Below are 16,592 nucleotides of genomic sequence, written 5' to 3'. Positions count from 1 at the left end.
TAACTTTGCACGTCGCGCCGTGAGCGTGGTTGATGCAGGCCCCGCTCGGACGGCAGCGCCCCGGCGCCTGGCCGCTGGCGATTGCGCTCTGCGTCACCTGGAGGACGTGGCCGAAGAGCGGTTGTCGTCCACACCGAAGACGATGGGATAGACCACCGTGGCGACGCTCTTGTTGTCCGCGGGGGAGGGGAATCGGAGACCGCGAAAGACATCGAGAACGCAGGCGACGACCTTGTCGTCGCGGAGCGGCGGGGCGGAAGACGAAGGCCCGGCCGCGCCGGGCGAGGGGAGCGCGATCAGCAGGGGCGCGTCCGCGGGAGGACGGTCGGCGTCGCCCGCGTACGTCACCTTGCCATGGCCGTCGACGACGAGGTGGACGGGTATGCGCCCTTGGAGCTTGGGATTCTTGCGAAGGCCCTTTTCGTAGCAGGCGCGCATGGCGCCGAAGTTCTCGTGGACGACGCGCCGCACGACGTGCGGCGGGATGTGGGCTTTGCCCTTCATCGGCTCATAGGGGTTGCTCTTGCAGCGGCCGACGATGCTCCGCACGACCTTCGCGTCCTTGTCGAGCTCCCGCTCCACCCCGGCGCGCGCGGAGCCCGCCTTCTTGAGGTTGGGCTTGTTGAGGATGAGCGACGCCCGCAGCTTGCGGACCGCGGTGCTGGTCCGGGAGAAGCCCTCCCGGATGCGCTTCGCCTCCCGGGCGAGCTCGGGATCGGCGACGCGGACCGCGGCCCCGCGGGCCCAGAGATCGAGCCGGTCCGCGATCCGCGCGAGCACGTCGGGCGGCGTGCTCAGGTCCGACTCCCGGAGCACCTCGATCATCCGCGAGGCCTTCTGCACCTCGGGCCCGAGCGCCTTGCAATCGGCCTCGGTCGAGCGCGCGGCGCGCTCCTTCGAGGGCGAGGAGATCGGGGCGCGCTCCTTGGAGGGCGCGGCGATCGGGGCGCGCTCCTTGGAGGGCGCGGCGATCGGGGCTCGCTCCTTCGCGGCCTCCGGCGCGCCCTCGCGGGCGAGCCGGCTTCCGGGCGAGCGCAGCGCGGCGCGCTCCTTCTCCGCCAGCGAGGGCAGCGCGAGCTCCTCGGGCGCGGGCAGCGCGAACGCCTCGGGCGAGGGCAGGGCCAGCCCCAGCAAGGCATGAGCTCCGACGAGGACGAGCAACGCGCTTCGCATCGGTTCCTCCGCGGTGGGTCCGACGTACGATCCGCAGATTTCATACAGTACACCGGCCCGGACAGCGGCTGCAGGCGAAACCGGCGGAATCGTTCGGGAAGGTGGGACACGCGGCGCAGGGGCCGGCGACCCTGCGAGGCCGCCCCGGCATGCGCGGCTCAGTACGGCGAGGAGGGCGGCCGGTCCACCTGGTCCGCCTTGTCGGGATCGACCGCCGGGGACTTCGACGAGGCGGCGAGCAGCTCCCGGATGCTCCGCTCGAGCTGCTCGATCCGGATCGGCTTGCTCAGGAACATCGCGTTCTCCATCTGACGCAGGCTCTCCCGGATGGCCGGATCGCGCGTCCCGGTGAGCAGGATGATCGGGATGTCGGCGCGGATCTTCCGGACCATGGAGACGAGCGTCAATCCATTGATGTCCGGCAAGTAATAGTCCGTGACGAGGACGTCGGCCTGCATGAGCAGCGCCCGGTCCTCCAGGGCCGATCGGCCGTTGAAGAAGCACTGCACCCGATGCCCGTCGAGCGACAGGATGTCCTGCCAGCCCTCGCACAGCTCCTCGCTGTCCTCGACGATGATGATGTTCAGCAGCATGCTCCCACCACCACGTGAACCTGCGTGTCGATGCGCACGCCGGGCATCCGTCACGAACTAGCAGCTCACGTGACGGGCGTCGAGGGCTCCAGTCCCCCCGGGCGCAGCGCTGCTCCGGCGCAGGCGGGCGCTGCGGGACGCCGCGCGGGGAGCGCCGCGCACGTCCGATGGTGTGTAAAATTTTGCTACGCGAATGAAAATGTAATCTAGAGCACTTGACCTTGGCGACGGGGCGCGCCGGGCGCCGCCCATCGGCCCGGCTGCCCGCGCCTGCGGGCCAGGCGGCCTGCGGCCGCGCCACCTCGCGGCCTCAGCAGGGCTTCCGGGGCAGCTCCAGCTCGAAGCAGGTGTTCTTGTGGTCCATGACGAGCCGCAGGTCGCCGCCGTGGTGCTGCGCGATGTTGCGCGAGAGGCTCAGGCCGAGCCCGGTGCCGTGCTCTTCCTTCTTCGTCGTGAAGAACGGCGTCATGATCTTCTCCGCGAGCGCGGGGTCGATCCCCTTGCCGCTGTCGATGACGCGCACGAGGGCCTTGTCGTCCGACGAGCGCGCCTCGATCCGGATCCACCGCTCCCGGAGGGCCGAGGTGGCGTCCACCGCGTTGTTGAGCAGGTTGATGAGGATCTGGACGATCTGCACGGGATAGCAGTCGATGACGAGGTCCTCCGGCGGGAGATCGAAGCTCAGGTGGACGCTGGCCTGCTGGAGCCGGAAGCCGCTGACGCGGACGGCCTCGCGGATCAGCTCCTGGACGTCGTGAGGGCGGAGCTTCTCGGACTCCATCCGGGTGATCGACTTGAGGCCCGAGATCACGTTGGTGATGTTCTCGACCATGCCGTCGATCTCGACGGCGATCCGGGACAGGCGCTCCTTCTCGAGCTGCCCGCGCTCCGCGAGCCGCTTCAGGAGATCGGTCTTCGTCGTGATCACGTTGAGCGGGGTGTTGATCTCGTGGGAGATGCCGGCCGCGATCTCGCCGAGCGAGGCGAGCTTGCTGAAGCGCGAGAGCTCCTCCTGCTGCGAGAGGATGAGCCGCTGCGCCTGGACCCGCTGGGTGACGTCGAAGATGAGGAGGATGAGGTAGCTCGGCTCCTCGCCGCCGAAGCTGATGGTGGCGGTCCTGAGCTCGATCCAGAGCTCGCCGCCGGCCTTCTCGGCCAGGTTGATGGTGAACGACGCGAGCGGGCTCTTGCGGGCCGCCTCCGAGAGCTCGGGGAGGCGCGGCGACTCCGCGCCGCTCAGGACGATGTCGAGCAGCTCGTCGAGCACGATCCCGTGGAGCTCGGGCGCGCCCTTGCCGACTTTGTCGGCGAACTCGTTCGAGGCGAAGGTCACCCGGTAGCGCCCGCGCTCCGACTCGAGGATCGCGAGGCCCGCGTTCGAGGCGGAGACGACCTTCTTGAAGACCTTGAGGTGCTGCTCCTGGAGCACCCGCTCGGTGATGTCGAGCGCGATGTTGCAGACGGACTGGGCGTTGCGCCGGTCGTCGAGCAGCGGGAACCTGGAGGAGAGCCAGTATCGGAGCTTCCCGCCCGCGTGGAGGGTCTCCTCCAGCCACAGGGGCGACCGGCTCTTCAGCACCTCGAAGTCGCGCTCTCGCATCGCGCTGCCGGCCTTCTGGCCGAACAGCTCCTCGTCCGTCTTGCCGAGCACGTCCTTCTCGGAGCGCCCGAGGACGTCGCAGAAGCGCTGGTTGACGTAGACGTAGGCGCCGATCGAGTCCTTCATGGTCACGAGCGCCGGCGTGTTGTCGAGGATGGCGGCGAGCCGCTCCCTGCTGACCCGGCTCTGGGTGAGCGCGTGCACGAGCTCGGTGTTGTCGACGAAGCTGAGCACGGCGCCGTCCACCTCGCCCTTCGACCCGTCGATGAGCTGGATGCACGCCTCGAAGTGCCGGTCGAGGACCTCGAGCTGGTGCCGCATCGGCCGCCGCTCCTGGAAGCTCGCGGCGACCATCTCGAGGACGGGCTCGACGCTGAGGTGCGAGAGGGCGGCGCGGATGTGCTGGCCGCGGTCGACCTCCGAGATGCGGAACAGGTGGCGGGACGCGGGGTTGTAGTCGGTGAGGCGGAGGTTCCTGTCGACGACGAGCAGGGGATAGGCGATCGCGTTCTGGATCGCGACGAGCCGCTGGTTGAGCGTCATCAGCTCGGCGGACTTGACGTTGACCTCCTGGTTCAGCGTCGTGAGCTCCTCGTTCGCCGACTGGAGCTCCTCGTTCGTCGTCTCCAGCTCCTCGTTCGTCGACTGGAGCTCCTCGTTGGAGGACTGGAGCTCCTCGTTGAGGGCCTGGAGCTCCTCGCTCGCCGTGTCGTGCTCCTCGACGACGGTCTGGAGGTGCTCGCGCGCCGCCGCGAGCTCCTGCTCGAGCCGCCGGATCTGATCCTCCGGCGCGAGGCGGGAGCTGCCCGCGGGCGCCTTGACGGGGCGGGGCACGTCGTGCGGCGCGGGGCTGAAGCAGACGATGAACTCGGTCCGGCCGTCGGAGGAGAGCGGGACGACCGTGAGCTGGATCTTCCGCTCCTCGCGATCGACGACGAACGCGTGCCGCTGGTCCCCGCGCGCCGCATGACCCAGGCGCTGGGCCCGGTGCAGCAGCGCGCTGAGCTCGACCGCGACGTCGGGCGGGAGCAGCTTCTGGATCGTGACGGTGGGCTCGCCCTTCGGGAAGTGCAGGTACCGGTTCGCGCTCCCGAAGACGTGCCGCACCCGGTGGTCGTCGCCGACGAGGACAGAGTCCGGGGCGAAGCCGTTCACCATGGAGGTGAAGAGATCCAGGGCCGTGGTGGACTGGCGATCTTTCGTGATGAGCGCGCTCTCGCGGTTGAACTCCTGCCTCGAGTACGAGCGCGGGAGATCGCCCTTCTTCGCGGACCGGACGAAGATCTTCGCGTTCTTGTCCGCGAGCTCGAACAGGTCGCCCGCGCTCGTCGCCGACTCGGACTTTCCCAGGAACAGGGTGCCCTGGTTGTCCATGGCGAAGTGGAACGTCCGGAGGGTGTGCTCCTGCAGGTGGGCGTTGAAGTAGATGAGGACGTTGCGGCACGAGACGAGATCCAGCTTGAGGAACGGCGGATCCTGGGCGACGTCGTGGCGCGCGAAGACGATCGCGTCGCGGACGTAGTCCTTCACCTTGAACCACTGGTCCTTCTCGTCGAAGTACCTGGACCGGAGCCGCGGGGGGATGTCGGCGACGGCGGCCTTCTCGTAGAGCCCTTTGCGCGCGACGGACATCGCCTGCTCGTCGATGTCCGTCGCGAAGATCTGGACGTTGAGCTGCTTGTTCGCCTTCTCGAGCGCCTCGAAGACGAGGATGGCTATCGAGTAGGCCTCCTCGCCCGTGGCGCAGCCGACGACCCAGGCGCGGAAGCTGTCGCCCGTGCGCTTGTGCTCGATCCGCTCCGCGACTGCGGCCGAGAGGGCCCTGAACGAGAGCTCGTCGCGAAAGAAGGACGTGACGGAGATCAGGATGTCCTGGAAGAGGAGCCTGCCCTCCTCGGGGCGCACGCGGACGTAGTCGGCGTAGGCCTCGATCGACTCGCAGCGCGTGGCGATGACGCGCCGCTCGATCCGCCGGCGGACGGTGGACTGCTTGTACTGGGCGAAGTTGACCCGGCTCGCCTTCTCCAGGAAGGAGAGGATGCTGTGGTACGGGTCCTGCTGGCTCAGGCTGAGCTGCCGGAGCGAGGCGTCCGGCTGGTCCGGGCGGCTCGCGAGCGCGTTGAACTTGCTGAGCTGATTGGCGATCTCGTCGAGGCCGAGCTCGAGGTCGACGGCGCCTGTCTGCTTCGCGGCGCGCGGCATGCCGTCGTACTTCGCCGACTCGGGGGTCTGGCAGATGGTGACGCCGCCCGCGGCCTTGATGGCGCGGACGCCCTGCGCGCCGTCCGACCCCGTGCCGGAGAGGATCACGCCGATGGCGTTCTCGCCGTAGTGCTCGGCGATCGACTTGAAGAACAGGTCGACCGAGGGCTTCGGGCCGACCTTCGTCTCGGGGTGCCGCAGGAGGAGGGCGCGGCCGTCGGTGACCACATCCGCGTTGGGCGGGGTCACGTAAACGGTGTTCGCGCAGAGGTCCTCGCCCTCGGTGACCTCCTTGACGCTCAGGGACGTGGAGTGGCTGATGATCTCGACGAGCCGACTCCGGTGCTGCGGGGCGAGGTGCTGGACGATGACGAGGCTCATCCGGTCGGCGCTCTTGAGGCCGCCGATCAGGATCCGGAGCGCCTCGAGGCCGCCCGCGGAGGAGCCGATCCCGACCACGTAGGAGGGCGCCACGGGGGCGGCGGGCGCGCCGGGGGCGGGCGCCCCGGCGCCGTCGGCGGCCGCGAGGGGCGAGCGGCCATCCGGCTTCGGCGCGACCTGTGGACTCGCCGTTTTTTTCTTCCTGCTGGAGGGCCGCCTGGCGCGGCTGCTGTTCTTCGTTCTCATGGACAACAGGGCGCGGGAAGGCCGGCCGTGAGAATAACGGACGCGCGCGTAGGGGGCCATCCGATACCACGCTGCGCGGGCCGGCGCAGGGGCTCGATCGACCCATCGACACGGGGCGACGCGGGGCGACGCGGGTGACTCGGGGCGACGCCGGGTTCGGCCGCGGCGCGTCGCGCGGGGATAGAGCCCACGAACGGCGGGGGCTGCCGCGCGGGCCGGGGATCGTGCAGGATGCAGGGCGCCTCACGCGGAGGGACGCGCGAGGCGCTCGAGAGTGTGCACGGTGAGCAAGCGCGAAAAGAACGGCCGCGGTGTGGGCGGGAGGGACGATCAAGGCAAGGGCGGGGGCGAGCTCGCGGAGGCGGCGCGCGCGCTCGAGCGCGAGCTCGTCCGTTTCGAGGAGCTCGCGGAGTCGGCGCGGAGGATGTCGCTGGACACGCGCAAGGGGATCGAGCGCGCGGCGAAATCGACGACCGAGGCGGCGGAGGCGCAGCAGCGCGTGAGCGTGGCGCTCGGGTCGCTGATCGCGGCGATCGCGGCGGCGCGGGACCGGCACGAGGCGACGGCGACGGCGCTGGCGGGGCGCGGCGAGGAGATCAAGCGGCGAGCAGAGCAGCTGGGGGAGCTGTTCCAGCGGTTCGCGGCGCTCGGCGAGGAGGGGCGGGGGATCAACCTGCTGGTGCAGGAGACGGCGGCGCGGCAGCGCGAGGCGACGACGCCGGAGCAGATCGGCGACGTCGTGGCGGCCATGGACGAGGTCGAGGGGCGCATGGGACGGCTCGCGGACGAGGCACGCGAGCTGGCTCAGGCGGCGACGGCGGCGGGGATCGTGGATCTGGCAGAGCAGGCGGACGGGATGCGGCAGCAGGTGACCGCGATGCGGAACAAGGTGGGGCTCCTGCGCAAAGGGATGATCGCGCGGCTGTCCGGGGGGACGGGGGTGAACTAGGGGGCTCTCCGGGGCTTACCGTCGTCTTGATGGGGGTGGGCGGGAGAGGCTATGCGCCGGAGGGCTCTCGACAGAGGGTGAAGTAGTGATCGAGCGATTTCTCGCCCTTGTACGCGGCGCCGATCGAGACGTGCTGCGAGACGCGGCGCATGAAATCGCGCGTTCCGTCGTAAACGAAGGTCTGGAGGCCCTTGCTGTTCGGGACGACAGAAGGCCAGCCGTCAGGCACGGGGCCGTCCGGGACTTGGAAGTAGTCGATCACGATCGCGCCGCGCTCCTGCCATGCGAGGTTGCCGGCGGTCGGGAGCGCGACGAAGAAACCAGGGCCAACCCAGGAACGCGTGAGACCCTCGTTGTAACCGAAGAGCCGGGCGCTGCCGTCCTCGGGGAGAGCAAAGCGCTTCTCGAAGAAACGAAGAGGTCCAGGAAGAGGGAGGCTGTTCCGCCCCTTGTGATGCACGGCCACACGGGGTGGAGTGCCGTCCGGGACGAAGAAGTCGAGCGTGAGCGCGGGGGCGTGGCTCGCGGCGACGTAGAGCGCGCGCTGGTCGGCGCGGCCCGTTGTCGACAGGACGCGGACGCGCTCCTCGTGCGTCAACCCGTCGAGGTACTCGGCGATGCGAGCGATGGGGGCGCCCTGGCGAAGGAGGGGAATGAGCTCCGACATGGGCAGGCGAGCATAGCAGCGCCGCGCTCGAGCGCAGGTGGCCAGCCTCGCCGTGGGAGATCGGGCGAGGTGACCTGTCGCGAGAGGGTCAGCCGCAGGCGGCGGGAGAGCGCAGCAGGGACAGGGTGACGTCGGTCAGGTCGGCGCCCTCGACGCCCGCGGCGAACCGGGCAAAGGCCCGGTCGTCGCCGGCGGTCAGCGCGAACGCGGCGCAGACGGCGGCTGGATGGGCCGAGCGGGCGGCGGGCGAGCGGAGGACGCGCGTCAGCGCCGCGAGCGCCTCCTCGTTGCCAGCCGCCGTGGGCGCCGCGGAGGCCAGCGCGGCGCGGAGGGCGGCGCCGAGGACGTCGGCGACGTCGGTCTCGCGGAGCACGCGGGCGAAGAGGGCGCGCCAGGCGGGGCGGTCCGCCGGGTCGAGGCCGTCCAGGTACGCGGTGAGGTGCCGGATCGCGAGCACGCGCGCGCGCACCGAGCGCGACGCGAGCGCGACCTGACCCCACGCGCTGAGCGCCCTGTCGGGCGAGAGCCGGAACTTGGACAGGAACTGAAGCCGCGCGTCGGAGACGCCGCCGGACGCGAGCCCTGTCTCGAGCGCGGCCCAGTCGTCGGCGAACAGCGCCTCGGGCGAGACGACGGCGCCGCAGGCGGCGTAGCTGTCGACGTAGTCGAGGCCATAGCTGTACGGCGCCTCGGCGAGGACGCCGGCGAGCACGCCCGCCCACGCGTCGCGGACCTCGGCGCCGAGGCCCGGCGCGCACGCGGCGTCGCACGCGGCGGCGATCGCGACGGCCCTGGCCGCGTCGGCGTCGAGCGCCTCGACGAACGGCGCGAACTGCTCGGGGGCGAGCCCCTCGGGCAGGCCGGCCTGCAGCGCGGCGAGCTGGTGCGCGCCGCCGACGTCGAGGAAGCGCTCGACGCCGCCGGGGTCCGAGGGCACGCGGAGCGGGGCGACGGCCGCGGCGTAGGCCTCGAGATCGCGCTCGGCGCCGAGGAAGGCCCACTCGGGGTGGCGATCCTGCGGGTCGACGACGAGGAGCTCGGAGGGGTGCCGGGGCGCCACCTCGACGCGCTCGCCGGGCGCGAGCGTCTGCGCGCGGGTGGCGCCGTCGGCGGCCACCCAGGCGAGCTCCAGGGGCGCGACGAGCGCGCCGTCGGGGTCGCGAAGCGTCACGAACGCGCCGCCCGCGGGCGCGGGCTCGACAGCGAGCGACGGGAGCGCCCTGGCCGCGACCGCGCGGCGCGCGCGGGCCGTGGCCTCGGGGCCGAGCGCGGGCGCGAAGGCGTCGAGGAAGTCGTCCGTGCCGATGGTGCCGAAGCGGCGCGCCTCGAGGACGCCGCGGAGCGCCGACCAGAAGGCCTCCTCGCCGGTGAGGCTGCGGATCTGCGTGAGCAGCCAGGCCGCGCGGCCATAGGGGCCGCTCGTGTACTTCTCGCCCGGCGCGAGCGACACGTCGCGGACGGCATCGCCGGGATGGACGCCGAGCTCGTCGCCGTTCAGCGTCCCCGCGCCGCTCTCGTCCGTGTAGGCGCGGACGGCCTCCTGCTCGAGCAGCGTCGCCATGCCCTCCTTGATCCAGAGGTCGTCCCAGGTCTCCACCGTGACGAGGTCGCCGAACCACTGGTGCGCGAGCTCGTGCGTCGTGAGCAGGAGATCGGAGGCGAGCGCGGGCTGCGTGCTGCGCTCCTCGCGCTGGAAGCTGATGCCAGCGTGCTCGATGCCGCCCACCGAGAAATCCGGCAGCAGCACGAGCGCGTACTTCTCGAAGGGGTACGGCACGAGCAGCTCCTCGAAGCGGCCGATGGCGCGCGCGATCTCGTCCAGCAGCTTGCCGTGATCGCCGGGCAGGCCGCGGCGGCGCCAGACGGCGAGAGGGAGATCGCCCGCCGCGCCGTGCTCGACCTCGAAGTCGCCGATCGCGAACGCCATCAGATACGTGGGCAGCGGGTAGGCGGTCTCGTAACGGAGGAGGCGGCCCGCGGCGCCGAGATCCTCGTCGCTCGCGAGATCGCCGTTCGCGATCAGCGCCTCGCCGCCGTCGACGCGCATGGCGACCGAGAACACGGCGCGATCCGAGGGCGCGTTGTGGCACGGCATCCACCGCGACGCGCCGAGCGGCTCCGACACCGTGTAGACGGCGCGCACGGCGACCGGGTCGCCGAGGCGCGCCGGCACGGCGCGGAGCGCGTCGCCGGAGAGCGCCTCGTAGTCGATCTCGATCGCGATCGGCTCGCCGGCCGCCGCCTCGGGTACGCTCGAGAGGTCGATCGCGAGCGCGTCGCGCTCGGGGTCGACGGCGTGCGGGAGCGCGCCGCCGCCCTTCAGCCGGACGTCCTTCACCTCGGCCACGGCGCTGTCGAGCACGACGCTCCGCGGGCCGTCGCCGGTGAGCGACAGCGTGATCCCGAGCGTCGCGACGAGGCGGCTCCGCTCCCAGTCGAACTCGCCCCGCAGGTCGTAGCGCGCGACGTCGAACGCGCTCGCGATCGACCCATCGAGCGGCGCCGGGTCTTCCCCCGAGCACGCCGCGGCGAGCGTTCCAAGCAGCAGGCAAGCCCACCGGAGCGCTCCGGGGCGGTGTTTCTGGACAGTGACGTGCATCCGGTCTCCTCGGTCGAATCGGTCGAATCGGTCGCGCGGACAGGCCCTTTCGCTCGCTGCGCCGAGCCCGGGCCGCGCCGTGGCGCGTAACTGACCGCGGGACAGTTACAGAAACCGCGCCTGCGGCCAAGCGGGGCGCGCGCGCCGGAGACCGCGGCAGGAGGCCGGGCGCCGACGGGAGAGGGCGCCCGGTCGCTTGCGCGCGAGGCGTCGCTTGCGCCGTGTGCGAGGCGTCGTTCGTGCGGCGCGCGAGGCGTCGCGTGCGGGGCGCGAGGCGTCGGGCGTCGCCGCGCGCGCGGAGACGCGCGTGTCCTCGGGTGCGCGTGCTTGCGACCCCTTGCGACCCCTGCGCACCTCGGGCGCAAATCGCCTTTCATTTGCAAGGGTTGCGCGGACCTGTGCGAGGATGCTCGCCGCCATGGCACATCACAGAGACAGGTGCGTAAGGGGGCGCTCGCGCGTCGCGCCGCTGGCTGTGGGGGCGGCGCTCGCTGTCGCGCTCGGGCCGACGAGCTCGGCCGCTCAGACGTGGACCGGCGGGCGGACGACGCCGGTGCTCGACGAGATCGTCGCGATCGACAAGACCGGGGAGCCGCGCTGGCCCTACGGCGAGGAGGACGTCGCGGGGGACGGCGAGGCGACCTTCGCGGCGCCGGAGCAGTCCGTCGACTTCCGAACCGCCTACGCGGTCGCCGACGCCGGGCGGCTGTGGACGCGCGCGTACGTCTCGGGGACGACCGCGGTCGGCGCGCAGTCCACGCTCTTCGTGTTCATCGACGCGGACAGGAACCGGGGGACCGGCGGCACGGCCGAGGCGACGGAGATCGACCCGCGGTTCACGGCCGACGAGTCGATGGGCGGCTACGAGTTCGTGCTCGGCGTGAAGGGCGACGGGACGCTCTCGGGCGTCTGGACCTTCGGCCCCTCCGGGATGTACGAGCGCGTCACGGTCACCGAGATGCAGGCCGCGACCGAGGCAGGGACCGACGTCGACCCCCTGCTGATCAACGAGGCGACGCGCGGGTACGTCCAGGGCTCGATCGATCTCGACGTCGTGAGCGTCGACGTGCTGTGCGAGGCCAACCTCTACTTCCGGTCGGTGAACGACGCGGCGGAGGGCGGGCCGGGCGATCTCGATATCGGCATCGCCGCCTCGTGCGTGGCCGACGATGGCGACGACGACCGCGTGCCCGACGTGATCCGCCCGCCCGCCGGCTGCACCCGCGACGCCGACTGCGCGGGCGCGGGCGTGTGCGTCGACGGGGACTGCGTGCTGCCCATCTCGTGCGTCGACGCGGCCGACTGCGACCCGAGCGAGATCTGCTCGCCGGATCACCGGTGCGTCCCCGCGCCGTCGGGCACCTGCACGTCGAACGACGAGTGCGGCGACCTCGTGTGCGTGGACGGGCGGTGCGGCCCGTGCTCGCTGGGCGGCACCCACTGCGGCCCGGACGCGCGCTGCGCGCCGACCGGGCGCTGCGTCGAGGGCGCGCCGTCGAGCGGCGCGGGCGGGCCCGGCGATCCGGACCTGCTCGAGGGCGACGCGGTCCAGGGCGGCGCCTGCGCCTGCACGGCCGGGCCCGCGCCGATCGGCGGGGGCGCGCTGTCGCTGCTCGTCGCCGGCGGGCTGGCGCTCGCGCGGCGGAGGCGCACGCGCCGCGGAGCCGGGGGGGACCGATGAAGAGGAGACCCATGCGCGCACGGATCATCGCCGCCGCTGCCGTCGTTGCCACCACCGTCCTCGGCGCCGCGACGAGCGCGTCGGCGCAGGAGACGGATCTCGACATCGAGCGCTTCAAGCCCGCCGTCACGCACGACGCGTTCGTCGTGACCGAGGGCTCCGGCGTCCGCGAGCCGGCGGACCCCTGGGCGTTCGGGTTCTTCCTGAACTACGCGCGCAACCCGCTCATCGTCGCGACGGGCGCCGGCGACCTGCGGCGCCAGATCGTGAGCGGCCGCCTCGGCGCCGACCTCATGGCCTCGGTCACGATCGCGGAGCCGTTCGCGCTCGGCATCGACGTGCCGTTCTTCCTCGCGCAGTCGGGGGAGGGCTCGCCGTCGTTCGCGGGGATCGGCGACATCCGGCTCGTGCCGAAGCTGCGGCTGCTCGACGACCGGGACTCGATCGGCCTCGGCCTCGTTGCCGAGCTGCGCGTGCCCACGCACACCGGCGATTTCTCGGGCGGCGCGCGCAACGTCGTGTTCTGGCCGCGCATCGTGCTCGATCACCGCTTCGCGCCCGGGCTGCGGTTCGGCGTCAACGCGGGCGTCGCGATCCGCGAGGCGACGACGTACGAGAACGTCGAGGCGGGGAGCGAGCTGACGTACGCCGCGGCGCTCGGCTACCGCTTCGGCGGCATCGACGGGAAGGTCGAGATCGGCGCCGAGGCGAACGGCGGCATCGGCTTCACCGCGGACGACCTGAAGGAGGAGGAGACGCCGCTCGAGGCGCTCGGCTACGTGAAGATCAACCCGAGCCCGGAGTGGGAGATCGTCGCGGGGCCGGGCATCGGCGCGCTGGCCGGGTACGGGGTGCCGATCTTCCGCGTGTTCGCGGGGGTGAAGTACACGCCGACGTCGCACGACCGCGACAGCGACGGCGTCGATGACGAGCGCGACCAGTGCCCCGACGTCCCCGAGGATCGCGACGCCGACTACGACAGCGACGGCTGCCCCGAGGAGGACGCCGACGACGATCAGGACGGCGTGGCGAACGCGGACGACGAGTGCCCGGATGAGAAGGAGACGATCAACGGCGTCGAGGACGACGACGGCTGCCCGGACGAGGGGGATCCGCGGGTCACGTACGAGCAGGGCGAGTTCGTGATGCGCGATACGATCCGCTTCCGGTCCGGGTCGGCCGAGCTCGAGCCGGAGTCGTACAAGACGCTCGACCAGGTGGCGCTCGTGATGAAGGCGAACCCCGAGATCGAGCGGTTGCGGGTCGAGGGGCACACCGACGAGACCGGCACGCGCGAGCTGAACCTGCAGCTGAGCCAGGAGCGCGCGGACACGGTCCGGAGGTACCTCATCCAGAAGGGCGTCAGCCCGGGGCGGCTCACGGCGGAGGGCTTCGGTCCGGACAGGCCGCGCGCCGACGGCGACGATCCGGCGAGCCTGGCGAAGAACCGCCGCGTGGAGTTCGTGATCGACGAGTGACGCGCTCGCGCGGCCCGCGCTGCGCCCGCCGGGGCGCAGCGCAGGGCCAACGCCGGGTCGGCCGCTGCCGCGGCGCCGGACGAGCGGGGCGCTCGACAAGAAGTTTCCCTTCCTGTTCGTCAGGCCACTGACAGTCTCCCCTTCTCCGTTTGCCGGGGCGCCCATGTGGCGCGGCGGCGGCCGCCCGTCAGAAGCGGCCCTGGATAGCGAGCCCGCCCCCGGTGGTCCCGACTGCGGGCACCACGACGACCCGCGCCGCCGCGGGCTCCGCGTCGTCGAGCGACGTGACGAACAGCGCGACGCCGGCCGCGAGCCCGATACCGCCGACGACGAAGCCGACGTTCGCGAGCGCCGCGGCGCTCCTGGCGTCGTCCACGAGCGCCACGCCCTTGTCGTCGCAGAGCGTCGCGGTCCTGCAGTGCTCGTCCTGGGCCCGGTTCCACCGGGCGCTCGCGATCAGCCCGAAGATCGAGCCCGTCACGACGCCGGCAACGCCGACGCCGCCCGCCACGAAGGAGAGCGCGCGGCGGGTGCCCGCGCCGTCGTCTCCGTCGTCGTCCGCGGCGGGCCGGAGCGGCGCGGCGGTCGGCGGGGCGGCCGGCGCGGCGGTCGGCGGCGCGGCCGACGCCGCTGCCGCGGGGTCGTCCTCGAGCGGCGGGATCTCGACGGTGACGACCTTGCCGGGGCCGGCGGTCTGCGCCTCCACCGAGAACGGCCGCTTGCCGGGCGCGGTCGCCTCGACGCGGTGCTTGCCCGGATCGACCGGGAGCGGCGCGCCCCACGCGCCCGCGTCGAGGACCGCGCCGTTGCGCCGCACGACGAGCCCGTCGGCCGGCGCGCTCACCGTCACGACGAGGCGCTCGAGCCGCTTCTCCAGATCGGCCGCGCGGCGGGTCGCCTTGGCCTCGCGCTCGGCCTGGCCGGCCCGGCTCGCCATGTCCGCGGCCTCGCGGAACGCCGCCCAGGCGCTCGCGGTGCGGCCGAGCCGATCGAGGCAGTCCGCCAGGTTCCACTGGGTGCCGTACCCCGGATCGAGCCGCTGGCTCGCCGCGAACTTGGGGCACGCCTCGGCGAGCTTGCCCTGGGCCACGAGCGCGCGCCCCTCGCGGAAGAGCGCCTCGGCCGCTGCCGCCTGGTCCGCCGAGGGCTCCGCGCGGGCGACGCCGGCGGCGAGCGACAGGAGCGCGGCGACACACCACGCAAGGCGGCTATTTCCTCGATGTCTCGTCATCGTCGTACCTCGGGGGCCTGGGGGGCGCCGGCGGCCTGGCGGACGGCCTTGGCGCCGGCGGTCGCGCGGCGCTCCTCGCCGACGCCGACGCAGCGGCAGGCGCGGTGGACGGCGCCGGCGCTGTCGCACCGGCCGTGGGCGAGGTCGCGCTTGCCGGGGGCGGGGTCGCGCTGCCCGCGGGCGGGGTCGCGCTGCCCGCGGGCGGGGTCGCGCTGCCCGCGGGCGGCGCCGCGAGGGCCGTCGGGGCCACAGCGGGCGCCTTCGTGTCGGCGCGCGGCGGCTCGGCTTCGGTGCGCGCGGGCGGCGCCGGGTCGGCCGAGGGCACGGCCGGCGGCGGCTCGCCGCGGACCGCGATGTAGACGCCGGCGCCGGTCGCCACCGCGGCGGCCAGCACGCCGCCCGCGAGCACGGCGACGTGCGGGCGCGCCGCCGGGCGATCGGGGCGGTTCGACAGCCTCACGCTCGTGGCGGGCGCCGTGCCCGACAGCGCGGCGTGCGGCCCCGCCGGCGCAGGGGACCCCGCCGGCGCGTGCGGCCCCGCCGGCGCGGGGGACCCGACCGGCGCATACGCCCCGACCGGCGCATACGCCCCGGCCGGCGCATACGCCCCGCTCGGCGTGCGCCCCGCGGCATCGAACGGCGCGCTCGGCCGCGACGGCCCCGGGGTGACGCCGGGCGGCGCGAGCGACCCCATCGACCCCACCGACGCGCGCGACGCGCGCGCCTCGGCGGCGAGCGGCACGAGCATCGCCTCGACGATCGCCTCGCCGTTCGGCAAGAGCGCGCGCAGCGCGGCCGCCAGCTCCGCCGCGCTCGCGGTGCGGCCGGCGGGATCGATGACCAGCGTCCGGTGCACCACGTGGGCGACCTCCGGCGGCACCCACGGCGCGATCTCCTGGATCCAGCGCACCGGCGTCGTGCAGATGGCCAGGACGAGCTCCCCGAGGCCGGTCAGGTGCTCGTTCGGCCGGTGCCCCGAGAGGGCGTGGTACAGGGTGATCCCGAGCGACCAGACGTCCGAGCGCGCGTCGACGGCGCTGCTGCCGCGCGCCTGCTCGGGCGACATGTAGAGGGGCGAGCCGAGGAGCACGCCGCTCTTGGTCACCCCGCCGTTGCCGAGGCCCTGGTCGGACATCTTGGCGATGCCGAAGTCGAGCAGCTTGATCACGCGCTGGCCGCCGTGCTTCCGCGCCAGGAACAGGTTCGCCGGCTTGATGTCGCGGTGGACGACGCCGGCCTCGTGCGCGCGCTCGAGGCCGAGGCACGCCTGCAGCCCGACGCGGAGCGCGAGGTCGACAGGCAGCGCGCCGAGCCGGCCGATGAGGGCCTGCACGTCCTCGCCCTCGAGGAACTCCATCGCGATGTACGGCGCGCCGGTCTCGCGATCTCGCCCGGTGTCGAACACCTGCGCGATGTGCTCCGACTCGACCGCGCCGACAGCGCGCGCCTCGCGCTGGAAGCGGCGGAGGACGTCGTCGTCCGCCGCCTGCCCCAGGATGACCTTCACCGCGACGCGGCGGCCCGTGCCCGTGTGCCGCGCCTCGTAGACCGCGCCCATGCCGCCCTGGCCGAGCAGCCGGAGGATCGCGTAGCGGTCGTCGAGGGTCCGGCCGATCATGGCGTCAGGCCCGGACCCGCGCGGAGGCCGCCTCGCCCGCCGGCGCGCGCCGCATGCCAGAGAGGCCCGGAGCCGCGCGGCGGCCCGGCAGCGGGGCGGCGCCGACGACGGAGGCGTCGGCCGTGCGCGGGGCGGCGGCGTGGGGGCGAACCCTCTTCACGGCCGCAGGCTAGA

Annotated in this window: 11 protein-coding genes; 3 read left to right on the top strand and 8 right to left on the bottom strand. The window is 73.0% G+C overall.

From position 1 onward, the window contains the following. Positions 1 to 93: 93 nt before the first annotated feature. The 3 genes from WMF24_RS32080 to WMF24_RS32070 form a co-directional block, all read right to left on the bottom strand. On the bottom strand, positions 94 to 1,173 hold the full coding sequence (locus WMF24_RS32080; protein WP_437731232.1) for an AgmX/PglI C-terminal domain-containing protein: 1,080 nt from the start codon (positions 1,171 to 1,173) through the stop codon (positions 94 to 96). A 158-nt stretch (positions 1,174 to 1,331) separates the two neighbouring features. Further along, positions 1,332 to 1,766, bottom strand: coding sequence for a response regulator (locus WMF24_RS32075; RefSeq protein WP_437731231.1), 435 nt, complete (start codon positions 1,764 to 1,766; stop codon positions 1,332 to 1,334). Positions 1,767 to 2,076: 310 nt separating this feature from the next. Further along, positions 2,077 to 6,195, bottom strand: a complete 4,119-nt coding sequence (locus tag WMF24_RS32070) for a chemotaxis protein CheB (RefSeq protein WP_437731230.1) — start codon at positions 6,193 to 6,195, stop codon at positions 2,077 to 2,079. Between the two features lie 283 nt (positions 6,196 to 6,478). Between WMF24_RS32070 and WMF24_RS32065 the strand changes: the two genes are divergently transcribed. Next, a complete protein-coding gene (locus WMF24_RS32065) occupies positions 6,479 to 7,144 on the top strand; it encodes a hypothetical protein (RefSeq protein WP_437731229.1) in 666 nt (221 codons plus the stop codon). Between the two features lie 49 nt (positions 7,145 to 7,193). On the opposite strand, the gene WMF24_RS32060 is transcribed toward WMF24_RS32065, so the two are convergent. Beyond that, on the bottom strand, positions 7,194 to 7,811 hold the full coding sequence (locus tag WMF24_RS32060) for a hypothetical protein (RefSeq protein WP_437731228.1): 618 nt from the start codon (positions 7,809 to 7,811) through the stop codon (positions 7,194 to 7,196). 88 nt (positions 7,812 to 7,899) lie between these two features. Next, positions 7,900 to 10,410 (bottom strand): M1 family metallopeptidase, encoded by a 2,511-nt coding sequence (locus WMF24_RS32055; RefSeq protein WP_437731227.1) that lies wholly within the window; start codon positions 10,408 to 10,410, stop codon positions 7,900 to 7,902. Between the two features lie 418 nt (positions 10,411 to 10,828). Between WMF24_RS32055 and WMF24_RS32050 the strand changes: the two genes are divergently transcribed. Continuing rightward, positions 10,829 to 12,091 carry a hypothetical protein gene (locus WMF24_RS32050; protein ID WP_437731226.1) on the top strand — a complete coding sequence of 421 codons (1,263 nt, stop codon included), beginning with the start codon at positions 10,829 to 10,831 and terminating at the stop codon, positions 12,089 to 12,091. 11 nt (positions 12,092 to 12,102) lie between these two features. Then, the gene (locus WMF24_RS32045) at positions 12,103 to 13,569 is read left to right on the top strand and encodes an OmpA family protein (protein WP_437731225.1); all 1,467 of its coding nucleotides are present in this window, start codon (positions 12,103 to 12,105) and stop codon (positions 13,567 to 13,569) included. Positions 13,570 to 13,756: 187 nt separating this feature from the next. Here WMF24_RS32045 and WMF24_RS32040 read toward each other — a convergent pair whose 3' ends face one another. From WMF24_RS32040 to WMF24_RS32030, 3 genes are read right to left on the bottom strand one after another with little or no spacing between them, the layout of a single operon-like run. Continuing rightward, positions 13,757 to 14,800 carry a hypothetical protein gene (locus tag WMF24_RS32040; protein WP_437731224.1) on the bottom strand — a complete coding sequence of 348 codons (1,044 nt, stop codon included), beginning with the start codon at positions 14,798 to 14,800 and terminating at the stop codon, positions 13,757 to 13,759. Continuing rightward, positions 14,778 to 16,418, bottom strand: a complete 1,641-nt coding sequence (locus tag WMF24_RS32035; protein ID WP_437731223.1) for a protein kinase domain-containing protein — start codon at positions 16,416 to 16,418, stop codon at positions 14,778 to 14,780. Before WMF24_RS32035 ends, WMF24_RS32040 begins: the two co-directional genes overlap by 23 nt. A 4-nt stretch (positions 16,419 to 16,422) precedes the next feature. Beyond that, the gene (locus WMF24_RS32030; RefSeq protein WP_437731222.1) at positions 16,423 to 16,578 is read right to left on the bottom strand and encodes a hypothetical protein; all 156 of its coding nucleotides are present in this window, start codon (positions 16,576 to 16,578) and stop codon (positions 16,423 to 16,425) included. Between the last annotated feature and the right edge of the window lie 14 nt (positions 16,579 to 16,592).

The sequence above is a fragment of the Sorangium sp. So ce1335 genome (assembly GCF_051521615.1).
Lineage (GTDB): Bacteria > Myxococcota_A > Polyangia > Polyangiales > Polyangiaceae > Sorangium.
This window is presented reverse-complemented; position numbering and strand designations above follow the sequence as displayed.

Excerpts from the sequence above, each read along its gene's own strand:
- WMF24_RS32080 (WP_437731232.1), bottom strand. The coding sequence starts at position 1,173 with ATGCGAAGCGCGTTGCTCGTCCTCGTCGGAGCTCATGCCTTGCTGGGG.
- WMF24_RS32075 (WP_437731231.1), bottom strand. The coding sequence starts at position 1,766 with ATGCTGCTGAACATCATCATCGTCGAGGACAGCGAGGAGCTGTGCGAG.
- WMF24_RS32070 (WP_437731230.1), bottom strand. The coding sequence starts at position 6,195 with ATGAGAACGAAGAACAGCAGCCGCGCCAGGCGGCCCTCCAGCAGGAAG.
- WMF24_RS32060 (WP_437731228.1), bottom strand. The coding sequence starts at position 7,811 with ATGTCGGAGCTCATTCCCCTCCTTCGCCAGGGCGCCCCCATCGCTCGC.
- WMF24_RS32055 (WP_437731227.1), bottom strand. The coding sequence starts at position 10,410 with ATGCACGTCACTGTCCAGAAACACCGCCCCGGAGCGCTCCGGTGGGCT.
- WMF24_RS32050 (WP_437731226.1), top strand. The coding sequence starts at position 10,829 with ATGGCACATCACAGAGACAGGTGCGTAAGGGGGCGCTCGCGCGTCGCG.
- WMF24_RS32045 (WP_437731225.1), top strand. The coding sequence starts at position 12,103 with ATGCGCGCACGGATCATCGCCGCCGCTGCCGTCGTTGCCACCACCGTC.
- WMF24_RS32040 (WP_437731224.1), bottom strand. The coding sequence starts at position 14,800 with ATGACGAGACATCGAGGAAATAGCCGCCTTGCGTGGTGTGTCGCCGCG.
- WMF24_RS32035 (WP_437731223.1), bottom strand. The coding sequence starts at position 16,418 with ATGATCGGCCGGACCCTCGACGACCGCTACGCGATCCTCCGGCTGCTC.